The organism is Pseudomonas sp. AL 58, assembly GCF_036348395.1.
GTDB classification, from domain to species: domain Bacteria; phylum Pseudomonadota; class Gammaproteobacteria; order Pseudomonadales; family Pseudomonadaceae; genus Aquipseudomonas; species Aquipseudomonas defluvii.
In genome coordinates this window covers 251,275-275,466 of sequence record NZ_JAZBQR010000002.1, presented here as the reverse complement: position 1 = coordinate 275,466, position 24,192 = coordinate 251,275, and the positions used below count along the sequence as shown (strand labels likewise).

General features: G+C 61.3%; 21 protein-coding genes. 11 read left to right on the top strand and 10 right to left on the bottom strand.

Going from position 1 to position 24,192, the window contains the following annotated elements:
- Nucleotide 1: 1 nt before the first annotated feature.
- The 5 genes from gcvP (at nt 2) to UIA24_RS01645 (ending at nt 6,605) form a co-directional block, all read left to right on the top strand.
- Nucleotides 2-2,857 (top strand): aminomethyl-transferring glycine dehydrogenase, encoded by a 2,856-nt coding sequence (gene gcvP, locus UIA24_RS01665; RefSeq protein WP_330522037.1) that lies wholly within the window; start codon nt 2-4, stop codon nt 2,855-2,857.
- A 64-nt stretch (nt 2,858-2,921) separates the two neighbouring features.
- Entirely contained in the window at nt 2,922-4,298 is a 1,377-nt protein-coding gene (locus UIA24_RS01660; RefSeq protein ID WP_330522036.1) for an L-serine ammonia-lyase, read from the top strand.
- A gap of 30 nt (nt 4,299-4,328) precedes the next feature.
- Nucleotides 4,329-5,453 (top strand): glycine cleavage system aminomethyltransferase GcvT, encoded by a 1,125-nt coding sequence (gene gcvT / locus UIA24_RS01655; RefSeq protein ID WP_065760169.1) that lies wholly within the window; start codon nt 4,329-4,331, stop codon nt 5,451-5,453.
- Between the two features lie 347 nt (nt 5,454-5,800).
- Nucleotides 5,801-6,013 (top strand): cold-shock protein, encoded by a 213-nt coding sequence (locus UIA24_RS01650; protein WP_065760170.1) that lies wholly within the window; start codon nt 5,801-5,803, stop codon nt 6,011-6,013.
- A gap of 94 nt (nt 6,014-6,107) precedes the next feature.
- A complete protein-coding gene (locus UIA24_RS01645) occupies nt 6,108-6,605 on the top strand; it encodes an RDD family protein (protein ID WP_065760171.1) in 498 nt (165 codons plus the stop codon).
- A 71-nt stretch (nt 6,606-6,676) separates the two neighbouring features.
- On the opposite strand, the gene lptG is transcribed toward UIA24_RS01645, so the two are convergent.
- On the bottom strand, nt 6,677-7,738 hold the full coding sequence (gene lptG, locus UIA24_RS01640) for an LPS export ABC transporter permease LptG (protein WP_065760172.1): 1,062 nt from the start codon (nt 7,736-7,738) through the stop codon (nt 6,677-6,679).
- Entirely contained in the window at nt 7,731-8,846 is a 1,116-nt protein-coding gene (gene lptF / locus UIA24_RS01635; protein ID WP_330522034.1) for an LPS export ABC transporter permease LptF, read from the bottom strand. The genes lptG and lptF overlap by 8 nt, the downstream gene beginning before the upstream one ends.
- A gap of 282 nt (nt 8,847-9,128) precedes the next feature.
- Between lptF and UIA24_RS01630 the strand changes: the two genes are divergently transcribed.
- The 5 genes from UIA24_RS01630 to rlmF all read left to right on the top strand — a co-directional run bounded on the left by UIA24_RS01630 (nt 9,129) and on the right by rlmF (nt 15,593).
- A complete protein-coding gene (locus tag UIA24_RS01630; RefSeq protein ID WP_330522033.1) occupies nt 9,129-10,622 on the top strand; it encodes a leucyl aminopeptidase in 1,494 nt (497 codons plus the stop codon).
- 53 nt (nt 10,623-10,675) lie between these two features.
- Nucleotides 10,676-11,104, top strand: a complete 429-nt coding sequence (locus UIA24_RS01625; RefSeq protein WP_065760909.1) for a DNA polymerase III subunit chi — start codon at nt 10,676-10,678, stop codon at nt 11,102-11,104.
- 5 nt (nt 11,105-11,109) lie between these two features.
- Nucleotides 11,110-11,505 (top strand): DNA polymerase III subunit chi, encoded by a 396-nt coding sequence (locus UIA24_RS01620; RefSeq protein WP_065760910.1) that lies wholly within the window; start codon nt 11,110-11,112, stop codon nt 11,503-11,505.
- Nucleotides 11,506-11,675: 170 nt separating this feature from the next.
- Complete coding sequence (locus UIA24_RS01615; RefSeq protein ID WP_065760911.1) at nt 11,676-14,522, top strand: valine--tRNA ligase; 2,847 nt, start codon at nt 11,676-11,678, stop codon at nt 14,520-14,522.
- A gap of 108 nt (nt 14,523-14,630) precedes the next feature.
- Nucleotides 14,631-15,593, top strand: a complete 963-nt coding sequence (gene rlmF, locus UIA24_RS01610) for a 23S rRNA (adenine(1618)-N(6))-methyltransferase RlmF (protein ID WP_330522032.1) — start codon at nt 14,631-14,633, stop codon at nt 15,591-15,593.
- Nucleotides 15,594-15,644: 51 nt separating this feature from the next.
- Here rlmF and UIA24_RS01605 read toward each other — a convergent pair whose 3' ends face one another.
- Nucleotides 15,645-15,926 carry an HU family DNA-binding protein gene (locus tag UIA24_RS01605; protein ID WP_009398256.1) on the bottom strand — a complete coding sequence of 94 codons (282 nt, stop codon included), beginning with the start codon at nt 15,924-15,926 and terminating at the stop codon, nt 15,645-15,647.
- A gap of 410 nt (nt 15,927-16,336) precedes the next feature.
- Here UIA24_RS01605 and yejK point away from each other — a divergent pair, with 410 nt between their 5' ends.
- Nucleotides 16,337-17,344: a nucleoid-associated protein YejK gene (gene yejK / locus UIA24_RS01600; protein WP_065760913.1), complete on the top strand. Its 1,008-nt coding sequence runs from the start codon at nt 16,337-16,339 to the stop codon at nt 17,342-17,344.
- Here yejK and UIA24_RS01595 read toward each other — a convergent pair.
- From UIA24_RS01595 to murA, 7 genes are all read right to left on the bottom strand, one after another.
- Nucleotides 17,325-17,624 (bottom strand): GIY-YIG nuclease family protein, encoded by a 300-nt coding sequence (locus UIA24_RS01595; protein WP_065760914.1) that lies wholly within the window; start codon nt 17,622-17,624, stop codon nt 17,325-17,327. The genes yejK and UIA24_RS01595 overlap by 20 nt on opposite strands.
- 43 nt (nt 17,625-17,667) lie before the next feature.
- Nucleotides 17,668-18,138: a nuclear transport factor 2 family protein gene (locus UIA24_RS01590; RefSeq protein WP_330522031.1), complete on the bottom strand. Its 471-nt coding sequence runs from the start codon at nt 18,136-18,138 to the stop codon at nt 17,668-17,670.
- Nucleotides 18,139-18,262: 124 nt separating this feature from the next.
- Nucleotides 18,263-19,549: a CynX/NimT family MFS transporter gene (locus UIA24_RS01585; protein WP_099773642.1), complete on the bottom strand. Its 1,287-nt coding sequence runs from the start codon at nt 19,547-19,549 to the stop codon at nt 18,263-18,265.
- Nucleotides 19,550-19,668: 119 nt separating this feature from the next.
- On the bottom strand, nt 19,669-20,715 hold the full coding sequence (gene hisC, locus UIA24_RS01580; protein WP_330522030.1) for a histidinol-phosphate transaminase: 1,047 nt from the start codon (nt 20,713-20,715) through the stop codon (nt 19,669-19,671).
- 2 nt (nt 20,716-20,717) lie between these two features.
- Complete coding sequence (gene hisD, locus UIA24_RS01575) at nt 20,718-22,043, bottom strand: histidinol dehydrogenase (RefSeq protein WP_065760918.1); 1,326 nt, start codon at nt 22,041-22,043, stop codon at nt 20,718-20,720.
- A 127-nt stretch (nt 22,044-22,170) separates the two neighbouring features.
- On the bottom strand, nt 22,171-22,806 hold the full coding sequence (gene hisG / locus UIA24_RS01570) for an ATP phosphoribosyltransferase (protein WP_065760919.1): 636 nt from the start codon (nt 22,804-22,806) through the stop codon (nt 22,171-22,173).
- 106 nt (nt 22,807-22,912) lie between these two features.
- The gene (gene murA / locus UIA24_RS01565; RefSeq protein WP_065760920.1) at nt 22,913-24,178 is read right to left on the bottom strand and encodes a UDP-N-acetylglucosamine 1-carboxyvinyltransferase; all 1,266 of its coding nucleotides are present in this window, start codon (nt 24,176-24,178) and stop codon (nt 22,913-22,915) included.
- Between the last annotated feature and the right edge of the window lie 14 nt (nt 24,179-24,192).

Genomic DNA, 24,192 nt, shown 5'->3' with positions numbered 1-24,192 from the left:
CATGACTATCAACCTCGGCACTGCCAACGAATTCATCGCCCGGCACATCGGCCCACGCCAGAGCGACGAGCAGAGCATGCTTGCCACACTGGGATTTGATTCGCTGGACGCCATGAGCGCCAGCGTGATTCCCGACAGCATCAAGGGCACCAGCGTGCTCGATGCTGGCGCCGGCCAGAGCGAAGCAGACGCACTGGCAGCACTCAAGGCCATCGCCAGCAAGAACCAACTGTTCAAGACCTTTATTGGCCAGGGCTACTACAACTGCCATACCCCTGCGCCGATCCTGCGCAACCTGCTGGAAAACCCGGCCTGGTACACCGCCTACACCCCGTACCAACCCGAAATTTCCCAAGGCCGCCTGGAAGCCCTGCTGAACTTCCAGACCCTGATCAGCGACCTGACCGGCCTGCCGATTGCCAACGCCTCGTTGCTCGATGAGGCCACCGCTGCTGCTGAAGCCATGACCTTCTGCAAGCGCCTGAGCAAGAACAAAGGCAGCCATGCCTTCTTTGCCTCCGTGCATTGCCACCCACAGACCCTCGACGTACTGCGCACCCGCGCCGAACCGCTGGGTATCGACGTGGTGGTTGGCGACGAGCGCGAGCTCAGCGACGTCAGCGCGTTCTTCGGCGCCCTGCTGCAGTACCCGGCCAGCAACGGTGAGGTCTTCGACTACCGCGAGCTGACCGAACGCTTCCACGCCGCCAATGCCCTGGTCGCGGTTGCCGCTGACCTGCTGGCCCTGACCTTGCTGACGCCACCAGGGGAATTCGGTGCCGACGTGGCCATCGGCAGCGCCCAGCGCTTTGGTGTTCCGCTGGGCTTCGGCGGCCCGCACGCCGCCTACTTCTCCACCCGCGACGCCTTCAAGCGCGACATGCCAGGCCGCTTGGTCGGTGTGTCCATCGATCGTTTCGGCAAGACTGCACTGCGTCTGGCCATGCAAACCCGCGAGCAGCACATTCGCCGCGAGAAGGCCACCAGCAATATCTGCACCGCTCAGGTACTGCTGGCCAACATCGCCAGCATGTACGCGGTCTATCATGGCCCGCAAGGCCTGAAGCAGATCGCCGAGCGCACCCACCAGCTGACCGCCATCCTCGCTGCCGGCTTGCAGGCACTGGACGTCACCGTCGAGCCACAGAGCTTCTTCGACACCCTCACCCTGGCCACCGGCAGCAACACCGCTGCGCTGCATGAGCGCGCCCGCGCCCAACAGCTGAACCTGCGCCAGATCGACGCCCAGCGCCTGGGCCTGTCGCTGGATGAAACCAGCCGTCAGGCCGATGTTGAAACACTCTGGGCGCTGTTTGCCAACGGTCAGGCACTGCCAGACTTCGCCGCACTGGCAGCCCGCGTCGAATCGCGCCTGCCAACAGCACTGCTGCGCCAGTCAGCGATCCTCGAGCACCCGGTGTTCAACCGCTACCACAGCGAAACCGAGCTGATGCGTTACCTGCGCAAGCTGGCCGACAAGGACCTGGCGCTGGACCGCACCATGATTCCGCTGGGCTCCTGCACCATGAAGCTCAACGCTGCCAGCGAAATGATTCCGATCACCTGGGCAGAGTTCGGCAACCTGCACCCCTTTGCCCCGGCCGAACAAAGCCAGGGTTACCAGCAACTGACCGACGAGCTGGAGGCCATGCTCTGCGCTGCCACCGGTTACGACGCAGTATCGCTGCAGCCTAACGCCGGCTCTCAGGGCGAGTACGCTGGCCTGTTGGCCATTCGCGCCTACCACCAGAGCCGTGGCGACGATCGTCGTGACATCTGCCTGATCCCGTCGTCGGCCCACGGTACCAACCCAGCCACTGCGCACATGGCCGGTATGCGCGTGGTCGTCACTGCCTGTGACGCCCGCGGCAACGTCGATATCGACGACCTGCGCGCCAAGGCCATCGAGCACCGCGAACACCTCGCCGCGCTGATGATCACTTACCCGTCGACCCACGGCGTGTTCGAGGAAGCCATTGGCGAGATCTGCGCAATCATTCATGACAACGGCGGCCAGGTGTACATCGACGGCGCCAACATGAACGCGATGGTCGGCCTGTGCGCCCCTGGCAAGTTCGGTGGCGACGTGTCGCACCTGAACCTGCACAAGACCTTCTGCATCCCGCACGGCGGTGGCGGCCCGGGCGTTGGTCCGATTGGCGTCAAGGCCCACCTGGCACCGTTCCTGCCTGGCCACGGGCACATGGCGCGCAAGGAAGGCGCGGTCTGCGCCGCACCGTTCGGCAGCGCGAGCATTTTGCCAATCACCTGGATGTACATTCGCATGATGGGTGGTGCCGGCCTCAAACGCGCCTCGCAGATGGCGATCCTCAACGCCAACTACATCGCCCGTCGCCTGGAAGAGCACTATCCTGTGTTGTACACCGGCAGCAATGGCCTGGTTGCCCATGAATGCATCCTCGACCTGCGCCCACTCAAGGACAGCAGCGGTATCAGCGTTGACGATGTAGCCAAGCGCCTGATCGACTTCGGCTTCCACGCACCGACCATGTCCTTCCCGGTAGCCGGCACGTTGATGATCGAGCCTACCGAGAGTGAGTCCAAGGAAGAACTGGACCGCTTCTGCAACGCGATGATCTGCATCCGAGAAGAGATCCGCGCGGTAGAAAATGGCAGCCTGGACAAGGACGACAACCCGCTGAAGAACGCGCCACACACGGCAGCCGAACTGGTGGGTGAATGGGCACATGGCTACAGCCGCGAACAGGCGGTGTACCCACTGCCAACGCTGATCGAAGCCAAGTACTGGCCGCCGGTTGGCCGGGTCGACAACGTGTTCGGCGACCGTAACCTGGTCTGCGCTTGCCCGTCGATCGAGAGCTATCAGGACGCCTGATGCCTGAACGGCAGGAGCCGGCACAACCGGCTCCTGCAACCGTCCCACCCCTGAGGGCACGACCATGTCACTAAGCGTCTTCGACCTGTTCAAGATTGGCATCGGCCCCTCCAGTTCCCACACCGTCGGCCCGATGCGTGCCGCTGCGCGCTTCGCCGAAGGGTTACGCCGCGATCACCTGCTGGGCGCCACCGTCAGCGTCAAAGTCGAGCTGCACGGCTCGCTCGGCGCCACCGGCAAAGGCCACGGCAGCGACAAGGCGGTTTTGCTCGGCCTGGAAGGCGAGCATCCCGACAGCGTCGATACCGAAACCATTCCTGCTCGCCTACAGGCCATCCGCAGCAGCGGACAGCTGAAACTGCTAGGCGAACACAGCATCGCGTTCATTGAAAAGCAGCACCTGGCGATGATTCGCAAACCGCTGCCTTACCATCCTAACGGCATGATCTTTCGCGCCTTCGACGCTGCCGGGTTGCAAATTCGCAGCCGCGAGTACTACTCGGTCGGTGGCGGCTTTGTCGTGGATGATGATGCAGCCGGGGCCGACCGCATCGTCGAGGACCGCACGGTGCTGCCATTGCCGTTCAAGACTGCCAAGGAACTGCTCAGCCATTGCACCACACAGAACCTCTCGATCAGCCAGGTCATGCTGGCCAACGAGGCCGCCTGGCGCCCGGAAAGCGAAACCCGCAGTGGCCTGCTGCGAATCTGGCAGGTGATGCAGGACTGCGTGGCCGCTGGCTGTCGCAATGAAGGCATCCTGCCGGGTGGGCTCAAGGTCAAGCGCCGGGCCGCCGCGCTGTACCGGCAACTGTGTCAGCACCCGGAAGCGAACCTGCGTGATGCGCTCTCGGTGCTCGACTGGGTCAACCTCTATGCACTGGCGGTCAACGAGGAAAACGCCTTTGGCGGACGCGTGGTTACCGCACCGACCAACGGTGCCGCCGGCATCGTTCCAGCAGTGCTGCACTACTACATGCGCTTTATCCCGGGTGCCAACGAAGACGGCGTTGTGCGGTTTCTGCTCACCGCCGCAGCCATTGGCATTCTCTACAAGGAAAACGCGTCGATCTCCGGCGCCGAAGTCGGCTGCCAGGGCGAGGTCGGTGTGGCCTGCTCGATGGCCGCCGGTGCCCTCTGCGAAGTGATGGGCGGCAGTGTGCAGCAAGTCGAGAACGCCGCCGAAATCGGCATGGAACACAACCTCGGCCTGACCTGTGACCCCATCGGCGGGCTGGTTCAGGTGCCGTGTATCGAACGCAATGCCATGGGCTCGGTCAAGGCGATCAATGCGGTACGCATGGCCTTGCGTGGCGACGGGCAGCATTTCGTCTCGCTCGACAAAGTTATCCGCACCATGCGCCAGACCGGCGCCGACATGAAAAGCAAATACAAGGAGACCGCCCGCGGCGGTCTGGCCGTCAACATCATCGAATGCTGACACCCCTTCTCAAGTCCCAAGGAGTCATCAATGTCCACCGAAACACTGCACACCACCCCACTGCATGCCCTGCACCTGGAACTGGGCGCACGCATGGTGCCCTTCGCTGGCTACGACATGCCCGTGCAGTACCCAATGGGGGTGATGAAAGAGCACCTGCACAGCCGTGAACAGGCCGGGTTGTTCGATGTCTCGCACATGGGCCAGATCCGCCTGACGGGCAGTGAAGCCGCCAAGGCACTGGAAAGCCTGGTGCCGGTGGACATCATCGACTTGCCGGTAGGCATGCAGCGCTATGCCATGTTCACCAACGAACAGGGCGGTATCCTCGACGACCTGATGGTCGCCAACCTGGGCAACGACACCTTGTTCCTGGTGGTCAATGCGGCCTGCAAGGAGCAGGACCTGGCGCACCTGCGCCAGCACATCGGCAACCAGTGCGAAATCCAGCCCCTGTTTGAGGAACGCGCCCTGCTGGCCCTGCAGGGCCCGGCGGCAGTCAAGGTACTCGAGCGTCTGGCTCCCGAAGTCGCGGGCATGACCTTCATGCAGTTCACCAGCGTGCAGTTGCTGGGTGTGGACTGCTACGTCAGCCGATCCGGCTATACCGGTGAAGACGGCTTTGAAATTTCCGTACCGGCGGCCAATGCCGACGCCCTGGCACGTCGCCTGCTGGCTGAGCCGGAAGTGGCCCCGATCGGCCTGGGTGCGCGCGACTCACTGCGCCTGGAAGCCGGCCTGTGCCTGTATGGCCACGACATGAACGCGCAAACCACCCCCATCGAGGCCAGCCTGCTCTGGGCCATCTCCAAAGTACGCCGTGCCGACGGCGCGCGTGCGGGCGGCTTCCCGGGTGCCGAGCGGATCTTCGCTCAGCAGCAAGACGGTGTTGCACGCAAGCGGGTCGGCCTGCTGCCCCAAGAGCGCACACCTGTCCGTGAGGATGCCGAGATCGTCGATGAAGCCGGCAGCGTCATTGGCCGTGTCTGCAGCGGTGGGTTCGGCCCGAGCCTGAGCGCCCCTGTAGCCATGGGCTACCTGGACACTGCCCATGCCGCTCTGGATACTCCTGTGTGGGCCATCGTGCGTGGCAAACGCGTAGCGATGAAAGTCAGCAAGATGCCTTTTGTTGCCCAACGCTACTACCGCGGCTGATACCCGCCCAGAAGCGTGATGAAACGCGTTCGAGATTTTCGTAACCGAACGCGTTTCACAACATGTGAACACAGCCGAAAAACCGCTTGGAATGCACCAGAAAAAATCGCCCAAGCAGCGGCTAAAAAGGTCAAAATCCGGCGCTTTTCAGGGCTTGTTTTTGTCTTCAAAGTTAGCGTATTGTCTGTTCACTGTGTTTGCATGGGTCGCTATGGTTCGTGACCTGGGCAGTAGCTCTGAGATTTGCTACAACCCGTTCGACGTCTCTTACTTTCCTGCAACCCAGCCCAGTACTCTTTCATTTGAAAGAAGCTGTTACTAATTCTAAGTTCCAAAGGAAATAAGCTATGTCGACTCGTCAGAGCGGTACCGTCAAGTGGTTTAACGACGAAAAAGGTTTTGGTTTCATCACTCCAGAAAGCGGTCCGGATCTGTTCGTACACTTCCGCGCTATTCAGGGCAACGGCTTCAAGAGCCTGAAAGAAGGCCAGAAAGTTACCTTCATCGCCGTGCAGGGCCAAAAAGGCATGCAGGCTGACGAAGTTATCGCGGAAAATTGATTTCCCGATAAAAAGCCCCTGCTGGCAACAGCAGGGGCTTTTTTGTGCCTGTTATTCCGTAGAATGGGCGTTTTGCGCAAGGAGGGCTTCTTGTATGCCCAAGCACCTGTTGAAGCCTCAGGGCGATTTCCCAGCCGTCGGCCTGGGGCGTCGCCTTGCGGCAATGTTCTACGATTTCCTGCTGTGTACAGCGCTGCTGATGGTCACCACCCTGGTCTACAAGATGATCATGATGGCCTTCATCGGCGAGGCGCGGATGCGCGAACTGACCGATGCTGGCGCCCTGGACACCGACCCGCTGCTGTCGACCATTCTGGTGTTCATGCTGTTTGGCTTCTTCGCCAAATTCTGGACCCACGGTGGACAGACCTTGGGGATGCAGGTCTGGGGGATTCGCGTACAAAACGCAGATGGCAGCGCCATCGGCCTGTGGCAGGCACTGTTGCGCTTTGTTGTCTCCATCGCCTCCTGGCTGTGCCTGGGCCTGGGTTTCTTCTGGGTATTGATCGACAAACAAAAGCGCAGTTGGCATGACATGTATTCCGACAGTCAGCTGGTGCGCATCCCCAAGAAGGGCAAGGAAAAGGCCTGAGCGCTGAAACCGTGATCAGTCGCCCATGAAAAAGCCGACCCCAGGGTCGGCTTTTTCATACGCGTTACGGCTTAACCGGCCCTGCGCAACAGCCATACCCCTGTCAACGTGCAGATACCTGCCGGAATCAGCACGGCCAACAATGGCGGGAAACCGAACACCTGGCTGGACGGCCCCAGCAGGTCCTGGGCAATCCGGAAGGTGAACCCCACCAGCACGCCGGTAAACACCCGCTGCCCCAAGGTCACCGAACGCAAAGGGCCAAAGATGAACGACACCGCCATGAGCACCAGCGCCGCCGTCACAATCGGCTGCATCACCTTGGTCCAGAACGCCAACCAGTAGCGAGCGTTGTTCAAGCCCTGGTCGGACAGGTAGTGAATGTAGTCCCACAACCCGGAAATAGAGAGAGAGTCCGGGGCAACGACCACCGTATTCAACAACTCGGGGGTAACCGCCACATCCCAACGCTCCTCGGGGCTCTTGAGCACTTCAGTGCTGTCGCCGCGGAAGTGCGTGGTGGTGACGCCACTGAGCAACCAGTGATCGTTCTGATACTGGGCCTTGCGCGCAAAGCTGGACGTCAGCATGCGGCGCTCGCTGTCGAAGCGGTAGCGCGTTACGCCATACAAAAGGCCGTTGGGCTGGACGCTGTTGATGTGGACAAACTCATCACCCTGACGATGCCACATACCGCGTTTGGAAGACTGCGCCTCACCACCGCCCTGCGCCAGGGAGCGCTCGGCCTGGGCCTTGTTTTCGGTGACCGGGGCCAGGTACTCACCAATCAGCACGCCGACCAGCATCAGCACCAGCATCGGCTTCATGACTGCCCAGACGATACGGCCAATAGACACGCCAGCCGCGCGCATGATGGTCAGCTCACTGCTGCTGGCCAAGCTGCCGAGACCGATCAGGCAACCGATCAGTGCTGCCATCGGCAGCATGTCGTAGAGCCGACGCGGCGCGGTCAACAGCACAAAACTAGCCGCATCCATCAGGGTATAGGTGTTGCTGATGTCGCTCATTTCATCAATGTAGGCAAACAGCGAGGCCAGGCCGAGAATGATCCCCAGTACGGCAATAATTGCCAGGAATACACTCTTGCCGATGTAACGGTCGAGTTTAACCACGGGCCACCTCCGCACGGCGAGCAGCACGCTTGAGCTTCAACGGCTCCCAGTACATCAACCCCAGGCCGATGAGCAGGAACAAGCCATGCACCCACCAAAGCCCCAAGGCGATCGGCAGCTTGCCTTTTTCCAGGGCACCACGCGCAGCGATCAACATTGTCAGATACGCCATATACAAAAGAATCGCCGGCAGCAGCTTGAGGAAACGTCCTTGCCGCGGATTGACGCGCGACAGCGGCACGGCCAGCACGGTCACGACAAACACCAGCAATGGCAACGAAATCCGCCATTGCAACTCGGAGCGCTCGCGCAGGGTCTTGGCACCCAGCAACTTCGACGTCGGGATTGCTTCCCGATCAGTCACTTCCTCGCTGACTTCCGGCTTGGGCAACAGCACCCCGTAGGTGTCGTACTTGATGATGCGGTAATCGGCCTGCCCCGGATTACCGTCATAGCGGTAGCCGTTTTCCAGGATCAGGTAACGATTGCCATCCGCCTGCACTTCCTGACGCCCCTTCTCGGCCACCAGCACAGAAGGGCCGCGGTCCTTGCTCTTGTCCTGGGAGACGCGTTTCTCGGAAATGAACACCCCGCCCAGATTCTCACGGTTATCGGATAGCTGCTCGCTATAGGTAACACGTGAACCGTCACGCAGGGTCTGGAAGCGTCCCGGAACCAGGGTGTCGAACTCGGTCAAGGCGTCCTGTTCATTGATGATCTGTGCCACCCGCGCAACGCCCTGAGGCGCAAGGCCCAGGCTCAACCAGGCAACCAGCAAGGCCACCAGCAAGGCCGGTGCCATGGTCATCGCCAGCAGGCGCTGCTGGCTCATCCCGGTGGCGGCGAGCACGGTCATCTCGCTTTCCAGGTAGAGCCGGCCGTATGCCAGCAAAATGCCCAGAAACAGGCCAAGCGGCAGGATCAGTTGCAGGAAACCCGGCAAGCGGAACCCCATGATCATGAACAATACGCTCGGGTCGAGCAGGCCCTGTGCGGCCTGAGCCAGGTACTTGATGAAGCGCCCGCTCATGATGATAACCAGCAGCACGGCGCTGACGGCACTCAAGGTCAGCATGACCTCGCGAGACAGATAACGAAAGACGATCAAACCAGACACTCCTGGGTTGTCAGGCTCAAACAGCCGAACAAGGGAAACGTAGCAGTCGCACCGGATGCACGCTGCAGACGTGAAACCGGCAAAAAAGTTGGCGCATTATCCTGTGATTGGCCGTGCCTGTCACTTGGCGTACGCAAAGCGTCATCTCGGGGTTGTCAGGCTGGGCGCAGCAGGCTCAAACTGGCGGCTTTATCACTGGCACGCAGATGCGCCGCCAGGCCGCTCCAAGCGCCTGCACAGACAGCGCACAGACCGATCATTGGGGACCCTGACATGGAATTGGTTGTAAAAAGTGTAGCCGCAGCATCGTTGAAGACCGCAACCCTGGTACTGGCTGTCGGTGAAGGCCGCAAACTCGGCACCACCGCCAAAGGCATCGACGACGCGACCGACGGCGCCCTGAGCGCACTGCTCAAGCGCGGCGACCTGGCCGGCAAGGTGGGCCAGACGCTGCTGCTGCAAAGCCTGCCTGGCCTGAAGGCCGAGCGCCTGTTGCTGGTCGGCACCGGCAAAGACGCCGAACTGGGTGATCGCAGCTGGCGCAAAGTCGTGTCCAGCGTACTGAACGTGCTCAAGGGCCTGGGCGGCAGCGATGCCGTGCTGGCGCTGGACGATGTAGCGGTCACTGGCCGTGATGCCCCTTACGAAAAAACCCGCCTGCTGGCCGAAACCCTGCTCGACGGCGAATATGTCTTCGACCGCTTCAAGAGCAAGAAAGCCGAGCCTCGGGCGCTGAAGAAAATCACCCTGCTCACCGACAAGGCCACCCAGGCCGAGACCGAGCGCGCGGTCAAGCACGCCAGTGCGATTGCCAGCGGCATGAGCTACACCCGTGACCTTGGCAACCTGCCACCCAACCTGTGCCACCCAAGCTTTCTGGCGGACGAAGCCAAGGCACTGGGCAAGGCTCACAAGAACCTCAAGGTCGAAATCCACGACGAGAAGAAGCTCAAGGAACTGGGCATGGGGGCCTTTGTCGCCGTTGGCCAAGGCAGCGACCAGCCACCGCGACTGATCGTGCTCAACTACCAGGGCGGCAAGAAAAGCGAGAAGCCGTTCGTGCTGGTGGGCAAGGGCATTACCTTCGATACCGGTGGTATCAGCCTCAAGCCTGGCGCCGGCATGGATGAAATGAAGTACGACATGTGCGGTGCTGCCAGCGTCTTCGGCACCCTGCATGCCGTGCTCGAACTGCAACTGCCCATCAACCTGGTCTGCCTGCTGGCCTGCGCCGAGAACATGCCAAGCGGCGGCGCCACCCGTCCAGGCGACATTGTCACGACCATGAGCGGGCAAACCGTCGAGATCCTCAACACCGACGCCGAAGGCCGCCTGGTGCTGTGCGACACCCTGACCTACGCCGAGCGATTCAAGCCGCAGGCAGTGATCGATATCGCCACCCTGACCGGCGCCTGCATCGTTGCCCTGGGTAGCCATACCTCGGGCCTGATGGGCAACAATGACGCCTTGGTCGCGCAACTGCTCGAAGCAGGCAAACGCGCCGACGACCGTGCCTGGCAGTTGCCACTGTTCGACGAGTACCAGGAACAGCTCGACAGCCCGTTCGCCGACATCGCCAACATTGGCGGACCAAAGGCCGGCACCATCACGGCGGGCTGCTTCCTGTCGCGCTTTGCCAAGGCCTATGAGTGGGCGCACCTGGATATCGCCGGTACCGCCTGGGTCAGTGGCGGCAAGGACAAGGGCGCTACAGGTCGCCCGGTTCCATTGCTGACCCAGTACCTGCTCGATCGCGCCAACGGCTGAGGCCGCCCTGCCCGGCTGCGCCGCATACGCGCAGCCGGCAGGCACCCCACACCATGAGCCAAGTCGACTTCTACATCCTCCCAAGCCCGGCCCTTTCGGCGCGGCTGGTGTTCGCCTGCAAATTGTGCGAGAAAGCCTGGCGCCTCGGCCACCAGGTCTACCTCAACTGCAGCGACAGCACCCAGCGCGACGAGCTGGACGAACTGCTCTGGCGCTTCAAGGGCGAGGCATTCGTACCGCACAGCAATGCCGAAGACGACCCCGAGGCCACTGTGGTATTGGGCCTGGGCGACACGCCCGGCAGCCATCAGGACCTGCTGATCAACCTCGACCTGAAGGTGCCAGGCTTCGCTGACCGTTTTGCCCGCATCGCTGAAATCGTGGTCGAAGACCCCGCGATTCGCCAGGCGACACGGGAGAGTTTCCGTTTCTACCGACAACAGGGCTATGCTCTGCAAGATCACCGCTTACAGCGACTCTGACGACGATGGACAAACCCACGCCCCACTCCAAGTCCGCGCACTTGCTGGATGACCTTGAGTCGATCCGCCAACTGCTCGGCGACGATACCCTGCAACCACCCTTGCTGACCGAAACCGTGGACCACAACGAGCAGATTCCACTGCTGCTTGAAGAGGCCATCGAACCGGTTGTGCCAACGCTTGAAGCTGAAGTGCCAAGCGCTCAGCCACCGGCACAGGAAGCACCTGACCCTCAGGCCAGGAGACAGGATACCCTCCTGCACCTGGACGTTGAGTTACGTGCTGCCGCACAGCTGATCATGCAGGACGTGATCGATGACTTCGCCCCGCACATCGAAACCGAGATCAAGCGTCGGCTGGATGCGCGTCTTGAGCGTTTGCTGAACCAGTTGCCAGAGTAAATCCGCGGGCCGTTGGCCCGCATTGCTCTGCGATCGCCATACCGGTCGTGCCCGCAATGGGTGAAACGACGTTTTCTGCCTCCTGCCATCACCTCAGGCTACGCCCCAGCGCCTATTCCCCGTTATACTTCTCGGCTTTCCCGAATAAACGCCATAGGGTCCCGCCGCGCATGGATAAGACCTACCAGCCGCACGCTATTGAAACTTCCTGGTACCAGACCTGGGAGTCCGAGAATTACTTCGCCCCGCAAGGTGCGGGCGAGCCGTACACCATCATGATTCCGCCGCCGAATGTCACCGGCAGCCTGCACATGGGTCACGGCTTCAACAACGCGATCATGGACGCCCTGATCCGTTTCCGCCGCATGCAGGGCCGCGACACCCTGTGGCAGCCAGGCACCGACCATGCCGGTATCGCTACGCAGATGCTGGTGGAGCGTCAACTGGAAGCCAAGGGCCAGAGCCGCCACGACTTGGGCCGGGAAAAGTTCCTGGAAAAGGTCTGGGAATGGAAAGACCAGTCCGGTGGCAACATCAGCCGCCAGATCCGCCGCCTGGGCTCCTCGGTAGACTGGAGCCGCGAGCGCTTCACCATGGACGACGGCCTGTCCGAAGCGGTCAAGGAAGCCTTCGTGCGCCTGCACGAAGACGGCCTGATCTACCGCGGCAAGCGCCTGGTCAACTGGGACACCAAGCTGCACACCGCAATCTCCGACCTTGAAGTGGAAAACCACGACGAGAAAGGCCACCTGTGGAACCTGCGCTACCCGCTGGCCGACGGCGCGAAAACCGCTGAAGGCAAGGATTACCTGGTCGTTGCCACTACCCGTCCGGAAACCATGCTGGGCGACGCCGCCGTAGCCGTTAACCCGAACGATGAGCGCTACCAGGCCCTGATCGGCAAGTTCGTCGAGCTGCCACTGGTTGGCCGCCGCATTCCGATCATCGCCGATGACTACTGCGACCCGGAATTCGGCACCGGCTGTGTGAAGATCACGCCGGCACACGACTTCAACGACTATGAAGTCGGCAAGCGTCACAACCTGCCACTGCTGAACATCTTCGACAAGAACGCCATGGTGCTGCCGGCAGCCCAGGTATTCAACCTCGACGGCAGCGTCAACGAATCCATCGATGCCACCCTGCCTGCCCGCTACGCCAACCTCGACCGTTTCGTCGCGCGCAAGCAGATCGTCGCCGATTTTGAAGCCGCAGGCCTGCTGGTCAGCGTTGACGACCACGCCCTGAAAGTACCGAAGGGCGACCGCTCCGGCACCGTCATCGAGCCGTGGCTGACCGACCAGTGGTACGTGTCGACCAAGCCCCTGGCCGAGCCGGCCATTGCCGCCGTCGAAGATGGCCGTATCCAGTTCGTACCGAAGCAGTACGAAAACATGTACTTCTCCTGGATGCGGGACATTCAGGACTGGTGCATCAGCCGCCAGCTGTGGTGGGGCCACCGCATTCCAGCCTGGTACGACGAAGCCGGCAAGGTCTATGTCGGGCGCAGCGAAGAGGAAGTGCGCAGCAAGCACAACCTGGGCGCTGAGGTTGTCCTGAACCAGGACAACGACGTACTCGACACCTGGTTCAGCTCGGGCCTGTGGACCTTCTCGACCCTCGGCTGGCCAGAGCAGACCGAATTCCTGAAGAAGTTCCACTCCACCGACGTGCTGGTCACCGGTTTCGACATCATTTTCTTCTGGGTTGCCCGGATGATCATGCTGACCATGCACCTGGTGAAGAACGAGGATGGCACCCCGCAGGTACCGTTCAAGACCGTTTACGTCCACGGCCTGGTGCGCGATGGCCAGGGCCAGAAGATGTCCAAGTCCAAGGGCAACGTCCTTGACCCGCTGGACATCGTCGACGGCATCACCCTCGATGCCCTGCTGGAAAAACGCACCAGCGGCATGATGCAGCCAAAACTGGCCGAGAAGATCGCCAAGCAGACCCGTGCCGAGTTCCCGGAAGGTATTGCCAGCTACGGCACCGATGCCCTGCGCTTTACCTTCTGCTCGCTGGCGTCCACTGGCCGCGACATCAAGTTCGACATGGGCCGCGTCGAAGGCTACCGCAACTTCTGCAACAAGATCTGGAACGCCGCCCGCTACGTGCTGGACAAGGGCGAAGACTGCGGCCAGAACGGCGAAGCCTACGAACTGTCACTGGCTGATCGCTGGATCATCTCGCAGCTGCAGCGCACCGAAGCCGAAGTGACCCGTCAGTTGGAGCAGTTCCGTTTCGACCTGGCAGCTCAAGCGCTGTACGAGTTCATCTGGAACCAGTACTGCGACTGGTACCTGGAGCTGTCCAAGCCTGTGCTGTGGGACGAAAACGCGCCTGTCGAGCGCGCGCGCGGCACCCGTCGCACCCTGGTACGGGTACTGGAAGTCGCGCTGCGCCTGGCTCACCCATTCATGCCATTCATCACCGAGGAAATCTGGCAGCGCCTGGCGCCGCTGGTCGGTGCTGAAGGCAAGACGATCATGCTGCAGCCTTGGCCAGTGGCCAACGACAGCCGCATCGATACGGCTGCCGAAGGCGACATCGAGTGGCTGAAGGAACTGATGCTCGGCGTGCGTAACATCCGTGGCGAAATGAACATCGGCCCGGGCAAACCACTGCAACTGTTCCTGAAGAACGCCAGCAGCGAAGACCAGCGCCGCCTGCAGGAAAACGAAGCGCTGCTCAAGAAGCTGGCGAAGATCGAATCCTTCACCGTGCTGGGCGAACAGGACGAGGCACCACTGAGCGCTACCGCACTGGTAGGCGATCTGCAGGTACTGGTTCCCATGGCCGGCCTGATCGACAAGGATGCCGAGCTGGCGCGCCTGAACAAGGAAATCCAGCGCCTGCAAGGCGAAGTCCAGCGCGTGGGCGGCAAGCTGTCCAACGCAGCGTTCGTCGACAAGGCGCCACCTGCCGTCATCGACAAGGAGCGCGCCAAGCTGGCTGAAGCCGAGCAGGCCTTGGCCAACTTCACCGAGCAGCATGCGCGGATTGCCAGCCTGTAACCGCTAGTACGCCGCCGTAACGCCATCGCGGGCAAGCCCGCTTCTACAGGTTGACAACCAACCGTGTAGGAGCGGACTTGCCCGCGATGCGTTCCACAGGACACCCTCATGAGCACACCCAACAAACCGACCCTGCACCCGCGCAATCGCCATCAGGGCCGCTATGACTTTCCCCAACTGATCAAAAGCAGCCCGGAACTGGGCCGTTTCCTGATCACGAATCCGTACGGCAAACCCAGCATTGATTTTGCCGACCCCGAGGCCGTAAGGGTCTTCAACCGGGCCCTGCTCAAGGCCCAGTACGGCATCCAGCACTGGGACATACCGGCAGACTACCTGTGCCCGCCCATCCCCGGACGCGCCGACTACCTGCACGCACTGGCCGACCTGTTGGCCGACGACAACGCCGGCGAAATTCCTCGCGGGGCGAAAATCCAGGCGCTGGACATCGGTGTGGGCGCCAACTGCATCTACCCGTTGCTCGGCTATAGCGATTACCGCTGGCGCTTCGTAGGCTCGGACATCGATACCGTCGCACTGGCCTCGGCCAAAGCCATCGTCCAGGCCAATGGGCTGGGCAAGGCCATTGGCCTTCGCCTGCAGAGCAACCGCAAACACATCCTGCTCGGCCTGCTCAGCGCTGAAGACCGCTTTGACCTGACCCTGTGCAACCCGCCCTTCCATGCCTCGCGCGACGAAGCCACCCGTGGCAGCCAGCGCAAATGGCGGGCGCTGGGCAAGGCCGACCCCAAGCGCAAACTGCCTGTGCTCAACTTTGGCGGGCAAAACAATGAACTGTGGTGCGAGGGTGGCGAGATACGTTTCGTCAGCCAACTGGTGGCCGAAAGCGCGGCGATGGGTCAACAGGTGCTGTGGTTCACCAGCCTGGTCTCCAAAGCCTCCAACCTGCCTGGCATTCAGGCGGCCCTGAACAAGGCGGGCGCTCTCGAGCATCGCGTCGTCGAGATGGGGCAAGGGCAGAAGCAAAGCCGTCTGGTGGCCTGGACCTTCAAGGACACAGCCGCCCGGCAACAATGGCGCCAGCAACGCTGGGCCGAACGGCAGGCATGAAAAAGCCGCGCCAGACAAACATCAGGCGCGGCTTCAGGAACAGCTTACGACTTACTTGTTGACAGCGTCGGTCAGCACTTTGGCTGGAACGAACTTGACAACTTTCTTGGCCGCGATTTCGATGGCAGCGCCAGTCGATGGGTTACGGCCGGTACGGGCAGGACGCTCGGTGATTTTCAGTTTGCCAATACCTGGCAGAGTGATTTCGCTGCCATTTTCCAGTTGATCAGCAACGATCTGGCCCAGTTGCTCCAGAGCGTTACGCGCGGTGGTTTTTGGCGCGTCGATAGCTTCAGCGATATCGGCGATCAGTTGGTCTTTGGTCAATGCCATGGTGGTGTTCCTTCCCTATCAAATTCAGTTGGTTTGCAGAGTGCCGCGTCAGCTATCGGGCCAGGCCTGCAAATGCCCGGCGGCTCGGTGTTACAGCCACACCAATCGCGTATGTAGATACGCAAAATGACGTTTGGTTCGATGTGACACGAGCGGTCTGCCAGCGATGCGCCACATAGGGGGGCGCAAGACGGGGGCAAAGCTACCACAGAGGCGAATAAATATCCGCCTCAAGCAAGGCAAATGTTCAGGTTTTTCGGGGGTTTGCGCCAAAAAACGCAAAAAATCGAACAAAAAATGAACAAAGGCCATTTCACAATACATCCAGACACGGCGCAGCCCCAGGTCTGGGTTACACTGGGCGACTTTGCAATATGGCAGCGCCCTGCCCTTTTTCAGCCGAGAATCCCATGCCGATCCGTCATTGCATCGTCCACCTGATCGACAAAAAGCCCGATGGCAGCCCAGCCGTGCTGCATGCCCGCGACTCTGAACTGAGCGAGTCGACCGCCATCGAAAACCTGCTGGCCGACCTCAACGACAGCTACAACGCCAAACAGGGCAAGGCCTGGGGTTTCTTCCATGCCGAATCCGGGGCGCACCCGTTCAGTGGCTGGCTCAAGGAGTACCTGGACAACGGTACGACCTTCACCGCCTTCAGCCGTGTCGCCGTCGAACACCTGCAGAAGCTGATGGAAGAGTCCAACCTCTCGGTGGGTGGCCATGTGCTGTTTGCCCACTACCAGCAAGGCATGACCGATTACCTGGCCATCGCCCTGCTGCACCACAGTGAAGGCGTGGCGGTTAACGCCGAGCTCGACGTCACCCCGTCGCGCCATCTGGACCTGGGTCAGCTTCACCTGGCTGCACGCATCAACATTTCCGAGTGGCAAAACAACCAGAACTCGAAACAGTACATTTCCTTCATCAAGGGCAAGAACGGCAAGAAAGTCTCGGAATACTTCCGCGACTTCATTGGCTGTCAGGAAGGCGTGGACGGCCCCGGCGAAACCCGCACCCTGCTCAAGGCCTTCAGTGACTTCGTCGAAAGCGAAGACCTGCCCGAGGAAGCCGCCCGAGAGAAAACCCAGACCCTGGTCGATTACGCCACCAGCCAGACCAAAGCCGGTGAGCCGGTAACCCTGGAAGAACTCTCCAGCCTGATCGATGAGGACCGCCCAAAGGCCTTCTACGACCACATCCGCAACAAGGACTATGGCCTGTCACCGGAAATCCCTGCCGACAAGCGCACCTTGAATCAGTTCCGCCGCTTCACCGGTCGAGCCGAAGGCTTGTCGATCAGCTTTGAAGCGCACTTGCTTGGCTCGAAGATCGAATATGACGAGGAAGCCGGAACACTGATCATCAAAGGCTTGCCGACACAGCTGACCGATCAGCTCAAGCGTCGCAAGGACTGACCGCGAGATAGGAGGCGACCAACGCCTCCTTGGCACTTTTGCGCAGCTTCTTCACCAGCCGCTCCTGGCGCAGGGCTTCAGCCTTGTCCGGCCACACCTCGACATACACCAGCGCGACCGCCGGGCTGGTGCTGAAATAGCGAGCGCCCCGCCCCTTCTGATGAGCCTCGAAACGTCGTTGCGGGTTATCACTGATACCGCAGTACAGTGAGCCGTTGGCGGCGCGCACCAGGTAGACGTACCAAGGTTTGCTGGTGGGTTCACAGAGGCTATCGGTCACGGCATATTCGTAAAGAAGACGACAAGGCTCACAGCTTACCGCCTCAGCGGGCAGCCTGAAACGTCCGCAAGCCCTTCAACGCCTGCGCCCTCACCTTACCCTGCAGCCATGGCGTCCACCCCAGCAGCAAACCTTTCATGCCTAACGCCTGGCGCGCCCATTGCCACATTTCGAAACTGTCATGGTGCTCACAGATCTTGCCGTCGCGAAACACGAAGCGCGCCTGTATGTGGTTGATCACGACCCGGCCGGTCTGGTTGAACAGGTAGGTGGCCACCCAGTGAGCGCCACCACTGCGCTCATCGGCGCGCACATTGTCGAACGTCAGGGAGAAATCCTTGGCGCGAGTCGTCAGCATGCGCCACATATCACCCGCATCCTTGCCCTGCAAAATGCCGAAGGCCGGGTCGCTGAAAAGCACATCGTCGCTGTAGCAGGCCACCATGGCCTCGGCATCCAGCCGCTGAAAGGCCTGATAGAAGCGGGTGATCAGGGCACTGTGGGCATCGCTCATGGGCAGATCCATTACCGAGAAGAGAGTCTGGAACGATAGTCCGGGCCAAGGCCGAAAAGCTACGGACATTTGCACGGCGAATAGCGCGCACCACCTGAAATCAATCGCTGACCGCCAGCGCGGATCAGACCCGCTCGCTGGTCGCGTTCACATATAAGGCGCGCCCGGCCTTGAGGCCGAAGACTATGGCGCTGACACCGAGCACCGCGAAAATCCACCCCACAGCCTTCCACCCGCCCGTCAGGTCATGCACCACACCCACGGCGAAAGGCCCAAGGGACGCCAGGGTGTAACCCACCCCTTGCGCCATGCTCGACAGGTTGGCCGCGACATGGGCATCCCGGGAGCGCAGCACGATCAGGGTCAATGCCAGCGCAAACGCTCCGCCCTGCCCCAAGCCCAAGACCACCGCCCAGCCCCAGAGGCCGTTCAGCGGCGCATAAAGACAACCGAACAACCCGGCCAACGTCATCAGCATGGCCAACACAATGGCCAAGCGCTGATCCTTGCCCCGGGTGGCCAGCCAAGGTGCAGTCAACGAGCTGAGCAGTTGAACAATGACCGAACCGGACAACACCAGGCCTGCCTCGGTCGGGCTGAGGCCGCGCCCGATCAGCACCGAAGGCAGCCAACCGAAGACGATGTAGGCCAACGACGACTGCAGCCCCATGTACAAGGTCACCTGCCAGGCCAGCGGATCACGCCACACACCGCGCACCCGGTAGGCGACGCTATGCGCCGCATGGCCCTGACGAGCCTGAGGCAGCCAGAACAGCGCCGCAACGACCGCTGGCAGCAACCAGAAGCCCAGCCCCATCGACCAGCTGTCATCAAAGTAACGACCAAGCGGCACGGTGGCGCCAGCGGCAACTGCAGCGCCGAGGCACAGGGCCATGGTGTAGACGCCGGTGAGCGTACCGGCATGCTTGGCAAAATCACGCTTGACGATACCCGGCAACAAGACGCCGATCACGCCAATACTGGCGCCGGCCAGTATGCTGCCGACAAACACCCCGAAACTGCCCAGGACGCTGCGCAGGAAAATACCGGCCGCCAGGCACAGGAGAACACCCAGCACGACCCGCTCACTGCCGAAACGCCGCGCCAGCACAGGCGCCAACGGTGCAAACAGGCCCAGGCACAGCACGGGCAAGGTGGTCAGCAGGCCCGCTTGGGAAGCACTCAGCCCCAGGCTCTCAGAGACCTGCCCGAGCACCGGCGCCATGCTCGACAACGCCGGGCGCAGGTTCAGGGCCACCAACACCAGCCCCAGAAGCAGCAACCAAGGGCGTTGCAACACCACGGGCTGCTGTTGAACCTGCTCATCATCAGCTTCAGCGTCGATCAGCAGTTCGTCGAGTTCCGCTCCACGCGCTTCGCGATCACGGGCAGCAGCGTGTTCAGGGTTCATCCATCGGGCTCCAGCAAAGGGGTTAGACAGCGATACAAATGCAATCGCCGGCCAGACCAACTCCAGAGCAATACACGTGCGCAAGAGCAAGCCTGGCCGGCGAGAGGGCCCAACCGATATCAGTTCAACGCGTCGAGCAACGCCTGATTCTGCTCCGGGGTACCGATGGTGATCCGCAGGAACTGCGCGATACGCGCTTGTTTGAAGTGCCGCACAATCACGCCCTGTTCACGCAGACGGGCAGCCAGGTCGGCAGCATCCTGCTCAGGATGACGGGCAAAGATAAAGTTCGCCGCCGACGGCAACACTTCAAAACCGCGCGCGGTGAGCTCGGCCACCAAATGTTCGCGGCTGTCGATGACCTTGCGGCAGGTCTCGTCAAAGTAAGCCTTGTCCTGGAACGCCGCAGCAGCCCCGACAATAGCCATACGGTCGAGCGGGTAGGAGTTGAAGCTGTTCTTGATCCGCTCCAGCGCCTCGATCAGGTCTGGATGACCGACCGCCAGGCCCACACGCAACCCGGCCAGCGAACGCGACTTGGACAGGGTCTGGGTGACCAGCAGGTTCGGATAACGGCCAACCAGGCTGATCGCCGTCTGCCCACCGAAGTCGATATAGGCCTCGTCGACCACCACCACGGAATCAGGGTTGGCCTTGAGCAACTGCTCAATGGCGTCCAGGGCCAGCAGGCAGCCAGTTGGCGCGTTGGGGTTCGGGAAGATGATCCCGGCATTCGCTCGTTGATAATCCTCGACGCGAATCTGGAACTGCTCATCCAGCGCTACCGCCTCGTACGGAATACCGTAAAGGCCGCAGTAAACCGGATAGAAGCTGTAGCTGATGTCCGGGAACAGCAGCGGCGCGTCATGCTGGAACAGACCGTGAAAGATATGCGCCAGCACTTCATCGGAACCGTTACCCAGGAACACCTGGTTACCCTGCACGCCGTAGTACTCGGCCACTGCCTGCTTGAGCAGATCGCTGTTCGGGTCAGGGTACAGACGCAGGTTGTCATTCAACTCGGCGCGCATGGCCTCAAGGGCTTTCGGCGAGGGCCCATACGGGTTCTCGTTGGTGTTGAGCTTCACCAGTTTGGCCAGTTTCGGCTGCTCACCCGGCACGTAAGGCACAAGGTCCTTGACGAAGGGGCTCCAGAATTTACTCATGTTCAGTTCCCCTCGTTGTCGGCAATGATGCGGTATTCGGCGCTGCGCGCGTGAGCACTGAGCGATTCGCCACGGGCCAGGACCGAAGCGGTCTTGCCCAGTTCGGAAGCGCCTTGTTCGGAGCAGAAGATGATCGAGGAACGCTTCTGGAAGTCATACACCCCCAGAGGCGAGGAAAAGCGCGCCGTGCCGGAAGTCGGCAAGACGTGATTCGGCCCGGCGCAGTAGTCGCCCAGTGCCTCGCTGGTGTGACGGCCCATGAAGATGGCCCCGGCGTGACGGATCTGCGGCAGCCAGGCCTGCGGGTCGGCAACCGACAGCTCCAGGTGCTCAGGGGCAATACGGTTGGCCACCTCGATAGCCTGCTGCATGTCGCGCACCTGGATCAGGGCGCCACGGCCATTGATCGAGGTCTTGATGATCTCGGCACGGTCCATGGTCGGCAACAGCTTGTCGATGCTCGCAGCGACGCGATCAAGGAAGGCCGCGTCCGGGCTTACCAGAATGGCCTGGGCATCTTCGTCATGCTCGGCCTGGGAGAACAGGTCCATCGCGATCCAGTCCGGATCGGTCAGGCCATCACACACCACCAGGATTTCCGAAGGACCGGCAATCATGTCGATCCCTACCTGGCCGAACACATGGCGCTTGGCGGTTGCGACGTAGATGTTGCCCGGCCCTACCACCTTGTCGACCTGCGGCACGCTTTCGGTGCCATAGGCCAGCGCTGCAACGGCCTGGGCGCCACCAATGGTGAAGACGCGATCAACGCCAGCGATGCAGGCAGCAGCCAGTACCAGTTCATTGACCTCGCCACGCGGAGTCGGCACGACCATCACCACCTCGGCAACACCAGCGACCTTGGCCGGAATGGCGTTCATCAGCACTGACGACGGGTAGGAGGCCTTGCCACCGGGTACGTACAAGCCCGCACGGTCCAACGGCGTGACTTTCTGACCCAACACGGTGCCATCGGCCTCGGTGTAGGTCCAGGAGTCCTGCTTCTGTTTTTCGTGGTAGCTGCGAACCCGCGCAGCAGCCTTTTCCAGTGCTTCGCGCTGGGCGACAGTGATTCGGCTCAGGGCCAGTTCCAGGCGCTCGCGACCGAGAATCAGGTCGCTCATCGAGGTGGCTTCAACCCCATCAAAACGCTGGGTGAACTCCACCAGTGCGGCGTCACCGCGCTCGCGCACGGCCTTGATGATGTCCAGCACGCGCTGATTGACCGTGTCGTCGGACACACTTTCCCAGCTCAGCAGATGATCCAGATGTCGGGCGAAATCCGGGTCAGCGGCATTGAGTCGGGCAATAGCAGTGGACGTGGTCATAGCGAGGGCCTCAATAATTGGCGGATGCTCAGGCGCCCTTAACGTAGCAGCCGATCCGCGAGGGCACCTGAAAAAGTTGGCTATGACGCGGATAGACGGGCGCGACAGCGAAGGTCGCGCGCAGGTATCAACCGCGGTGTCGCGATTCCACGGCCTGACGAAGGGTATCGATCAGGCTTTGAATACGCGCATGCTGCATTTTCATGGACGCTTTGTTGACCACCAGGCGGGAGCTGATGGTCGCGATCAGTTCCTGGGGCTCCAGACCGTTTGCCCGCAGGGTATTACCGGTATCGACGACGTCGATGATCTTGTCAGCCAGGCCAATCAAAGGCGCCAGCTCCATCGAGCCATAGAGCTTGATGATATCGACCTGACGGCCCTGCTCGGCATAGTAGCGCTTGGCAACGTTGACGAACTTGGTCGCCACCCGCAGACGGCCTTTGGGTTCGGCAGCACCGACTGCGCCAGCGGTCATCAGCTTGCACTTGGCAATCTGCAGATCCAGTGGCTCGTAAAGGCCCTGACCACCGTACTCCATCAACACGTCCTTGCCAGCCACACCCAGATCGGCGGCACCATGCTCGACATACGTCGGCACGTCGGTGGCCCGCACGATCAGCAGGCGTACATCGGCCTGGGTCGTCGGGATGATCAGTTTGCGGCTCTTGTCCGGATTCTCGGTCGGGACAATGCCCGCCTCTGCCAGCAACGGCAGGGTATCGTCAAGAATACGGCCCTTGGACAGCGCGATGGTCAACATGAAACGTCGGTCCTTATGCGGCATGTGCCCGTCGAGCCGCACAGCAGGCTCGACAGCATTCAATTCGGTCCAGCAATGTGTGGCGCGTCCTTGCGCCGCAGGCAGACTAGCCCGGTACGCGACGGATCTTCGCGCCCAGCATCTGCAGTTTTTCCTCGATGCACTCATAACCACGGTCGATGTGGTAGATGCGGTCGATCAGGGTATCACCTTCGGCAACCAGCGCCGACAGCACCAGGCTGGCCGAAGCCCGCAGGTCAGTCGCCATCACTGGCGCGCCTTTGAGGGTCTTGGTCCCGGTAACGATGGCAGTGTTGCCTTCGACCTGGATCAAGGCGCCCATGCGGTGCATCTCGTACACGTGCATGAAACGGTTCTCAAAGATCGTCTCGATCACCGCGCCAGTGCCTTCGGCGATGGCGTTGAGGGAGATGAACTGCGCCTGCATGTCCGTCGGGAACGCCGGGTATGGGGCGGTGCGCAGGTTCACGGCTTTAGGCCGCTTGCCGTGCATGTCCAGCTCGATCCAGTCTTCACCCGTGGTGATTTCGGCACCGGCTTCCTTGAGTTTCTCAAGAACCGCTTCGAGGATGGTTGGATCGGTGTCCTTGACCTTGACGCGACCACCGGTAATGGCGGCAGCCACCAGGTAGGTACCGGTCTCGATACGGTCAGGCATGACGCGGTAGGTCGCCGAACCCAGGCGCTCGACACCATCGATGGTGATGGTATCGGTGCCAGCGCCCTGAACCTTGCCGCCCATGGCGTTGATGAAGTTGGCCAGGTCGACCACTTCCGGCTCACGCGCGGCGTTTTGCAGTACGCTGCGGCCTTTGGCCAGCGCCGCCGCCATCATGATGTTCTCGGTACCGGTCACACTGACGGTATCGAAGAAGAAGTGCGCACCACGCAAGCCACCTTCAGGTGCCTTGGCCTTGATGTAACCACCCTCGACTTCGATCTTCGCGCCCATGGCTTCAAGGCCACGAATGTGCAGGTCGACAGGACGCGAACCGATGGCGCAACCGCCAGGCAGGGCCACTTCAGCCTCGCCAAAGCGCGCGACCATCGGGCCGAGTACCAGGATCGAGGCGCGCATGGTTTTCACCAGCTCGTAAGGCGCGATCAGCGTCTTGATGCTGCGCGGGTCAATTTCCACCGAAAGCTTTTCATCGATGACAGGCTCAATGCCCATACGTCCGAACAGCTCGATCATGGTGGTGATGTCGTGCAGGTGTGGCAGGTTGCCAACCGTCACAGGGCCGTCAGCCAACAAGGTGGCAGCCAGAATCGGCAGGGCGGCGTTCTTCGCCCCGGAAATGCGGATTTCGCCATCAAGACGAGAACCGCCAGTAATAATCAGTTTATCCATTTGAGTCTCGCGCC

What these genes read in the sequence shown, in the direction of transcription:
- hisG (WP_065760919.1), bottom strand. Translation starts at nt 22,806, where the DNA reads ATGTTGACCATCGCGCTGTCCAAGGGCCGTATTCTTGACGATACCCTG.
- gcvP (WP_330522037.1), top strand. Translation starts at nt 2, where the DNA reads ATGACTATCAACCTCGGCACTGCCAACGAATTCATCGCCCGGCACATC.
- UIA24_RS01615 (WP_065760911.1), top strand. Translation starts at nt 11,676, where the DNA reads ATGGATAAGACCTACCAGCCGCACGCTATTGAAACTTCCTGGTACCAG.
- UIA24_RS01625 (WP_065760909.1), top strand. Translation starts at nt 10,676, where the DNA reads ATGAGCCAAGTCGACTTCTACATCCTCCCAAGCCCGGCCCTTTCGGCG.
- UIA24_RS01645 (WP_065760171.1), top strand. Translation starts at nt 6,108, where the DNA reads ATGCCCAAGCACCTGTTGAAGCCTCAGGGCGATTTCCCAGCCGTCGGC.
- UIA24_RS01605 (WP_009398256.1), bottom strand. Translation starts at nt 15,926, where the DNA reads ATGGCATTGACCAAAGACCAACTGATCGCCGATATCGCTGAAGCTATC.
- rlmF (WP_330522032.1), top strand. Translation starts at nt 14,631, where the DNA reads ATGAGCACACCCAACAAACCGACCCTGCACCCGCGCAATCGCCATCAG.
- UIA24_RS01630 (WP_330522033.1), top strand. Translation starts at nt 9,129, where the DNA reads ATGGAATTGGTTGTAAAAAGTGTAGCCGCAGCATCGTTGAAGACCGCA.
- yejK (WP_065760913.1), top strand. Translation starts at nt 16,337, where the DNA reads ATGCCGATCCGTCATTGCATCGTCCACCTGATCGACAAAAAGCCCGAT.
- UIA24_RS01650 (WP_065760170.1), top strand. Translation starts at nt 5,801, where the DNA reads ATGTCGACTCGTCAGAGCGGTACCGTCAAGTGGTTTAACGACGAAAAA.
- UIA24_RS01590 (WP_330522031.1), bottom strand. Translation starts at nt 18,138, where the DNA reads ATGAGCGATGCCCACAGTGCCCTGATCACCCGCTTCTATCAGGCCTTT.
- murA (WP_065760920.1), bottom strand. Translation starts at nt 24,178, where the DNA reads ATGGATAAACTGATTATTACTGGCGGTTCTCGTCTTGATGGCGAAATC.
- UIA24_RS01660 (WP_330522036.1), top strand. Translation starts at nt 2,922, where the DNA reads ATGTCACTAAGCGTCTTCGACCTGTTCAAGATTGGCATCGGCCCCTCC.
- UIA24_RS01585 (WP_099773642.1), bottom strand. Translation starts at nt 19,549, where the DNA reads ATGAACCCTGAACACGCTGCTGCCCGTGATCGCGAAGCGCGTGGAGCG.
- hisD (WP_065760918.1), bottom strand. Translation starts at nt 22,043, where the DNA reads ATGACCACGTCCACTGCTATTGCCCGACTCAATGCCGCTGACCCGGAT.
- UIA24_RS01620 (WP_065760910.1), top strand. Translation starts at nt 11,110, where the DNA reads ATGGACAAACCCACGCCCCACTCCAAGTCCGCGCACTTGCTGGATGAC.
- gcvT (WP_065760169.1), top strand. Translation starts at nt 4,329, where the DNA reads ATGTCCACCGAAACACTGCACACCACCCCACTGCATGCCCTGCACCTG.
- hisC (WP_330522030.1), bottom strand. Translation starts at nt 20,715, where the DNA reads ATGAGTAAATTCTGGAGCCCCTTCGTCAAGGACCTTGTGCCTTACGTG.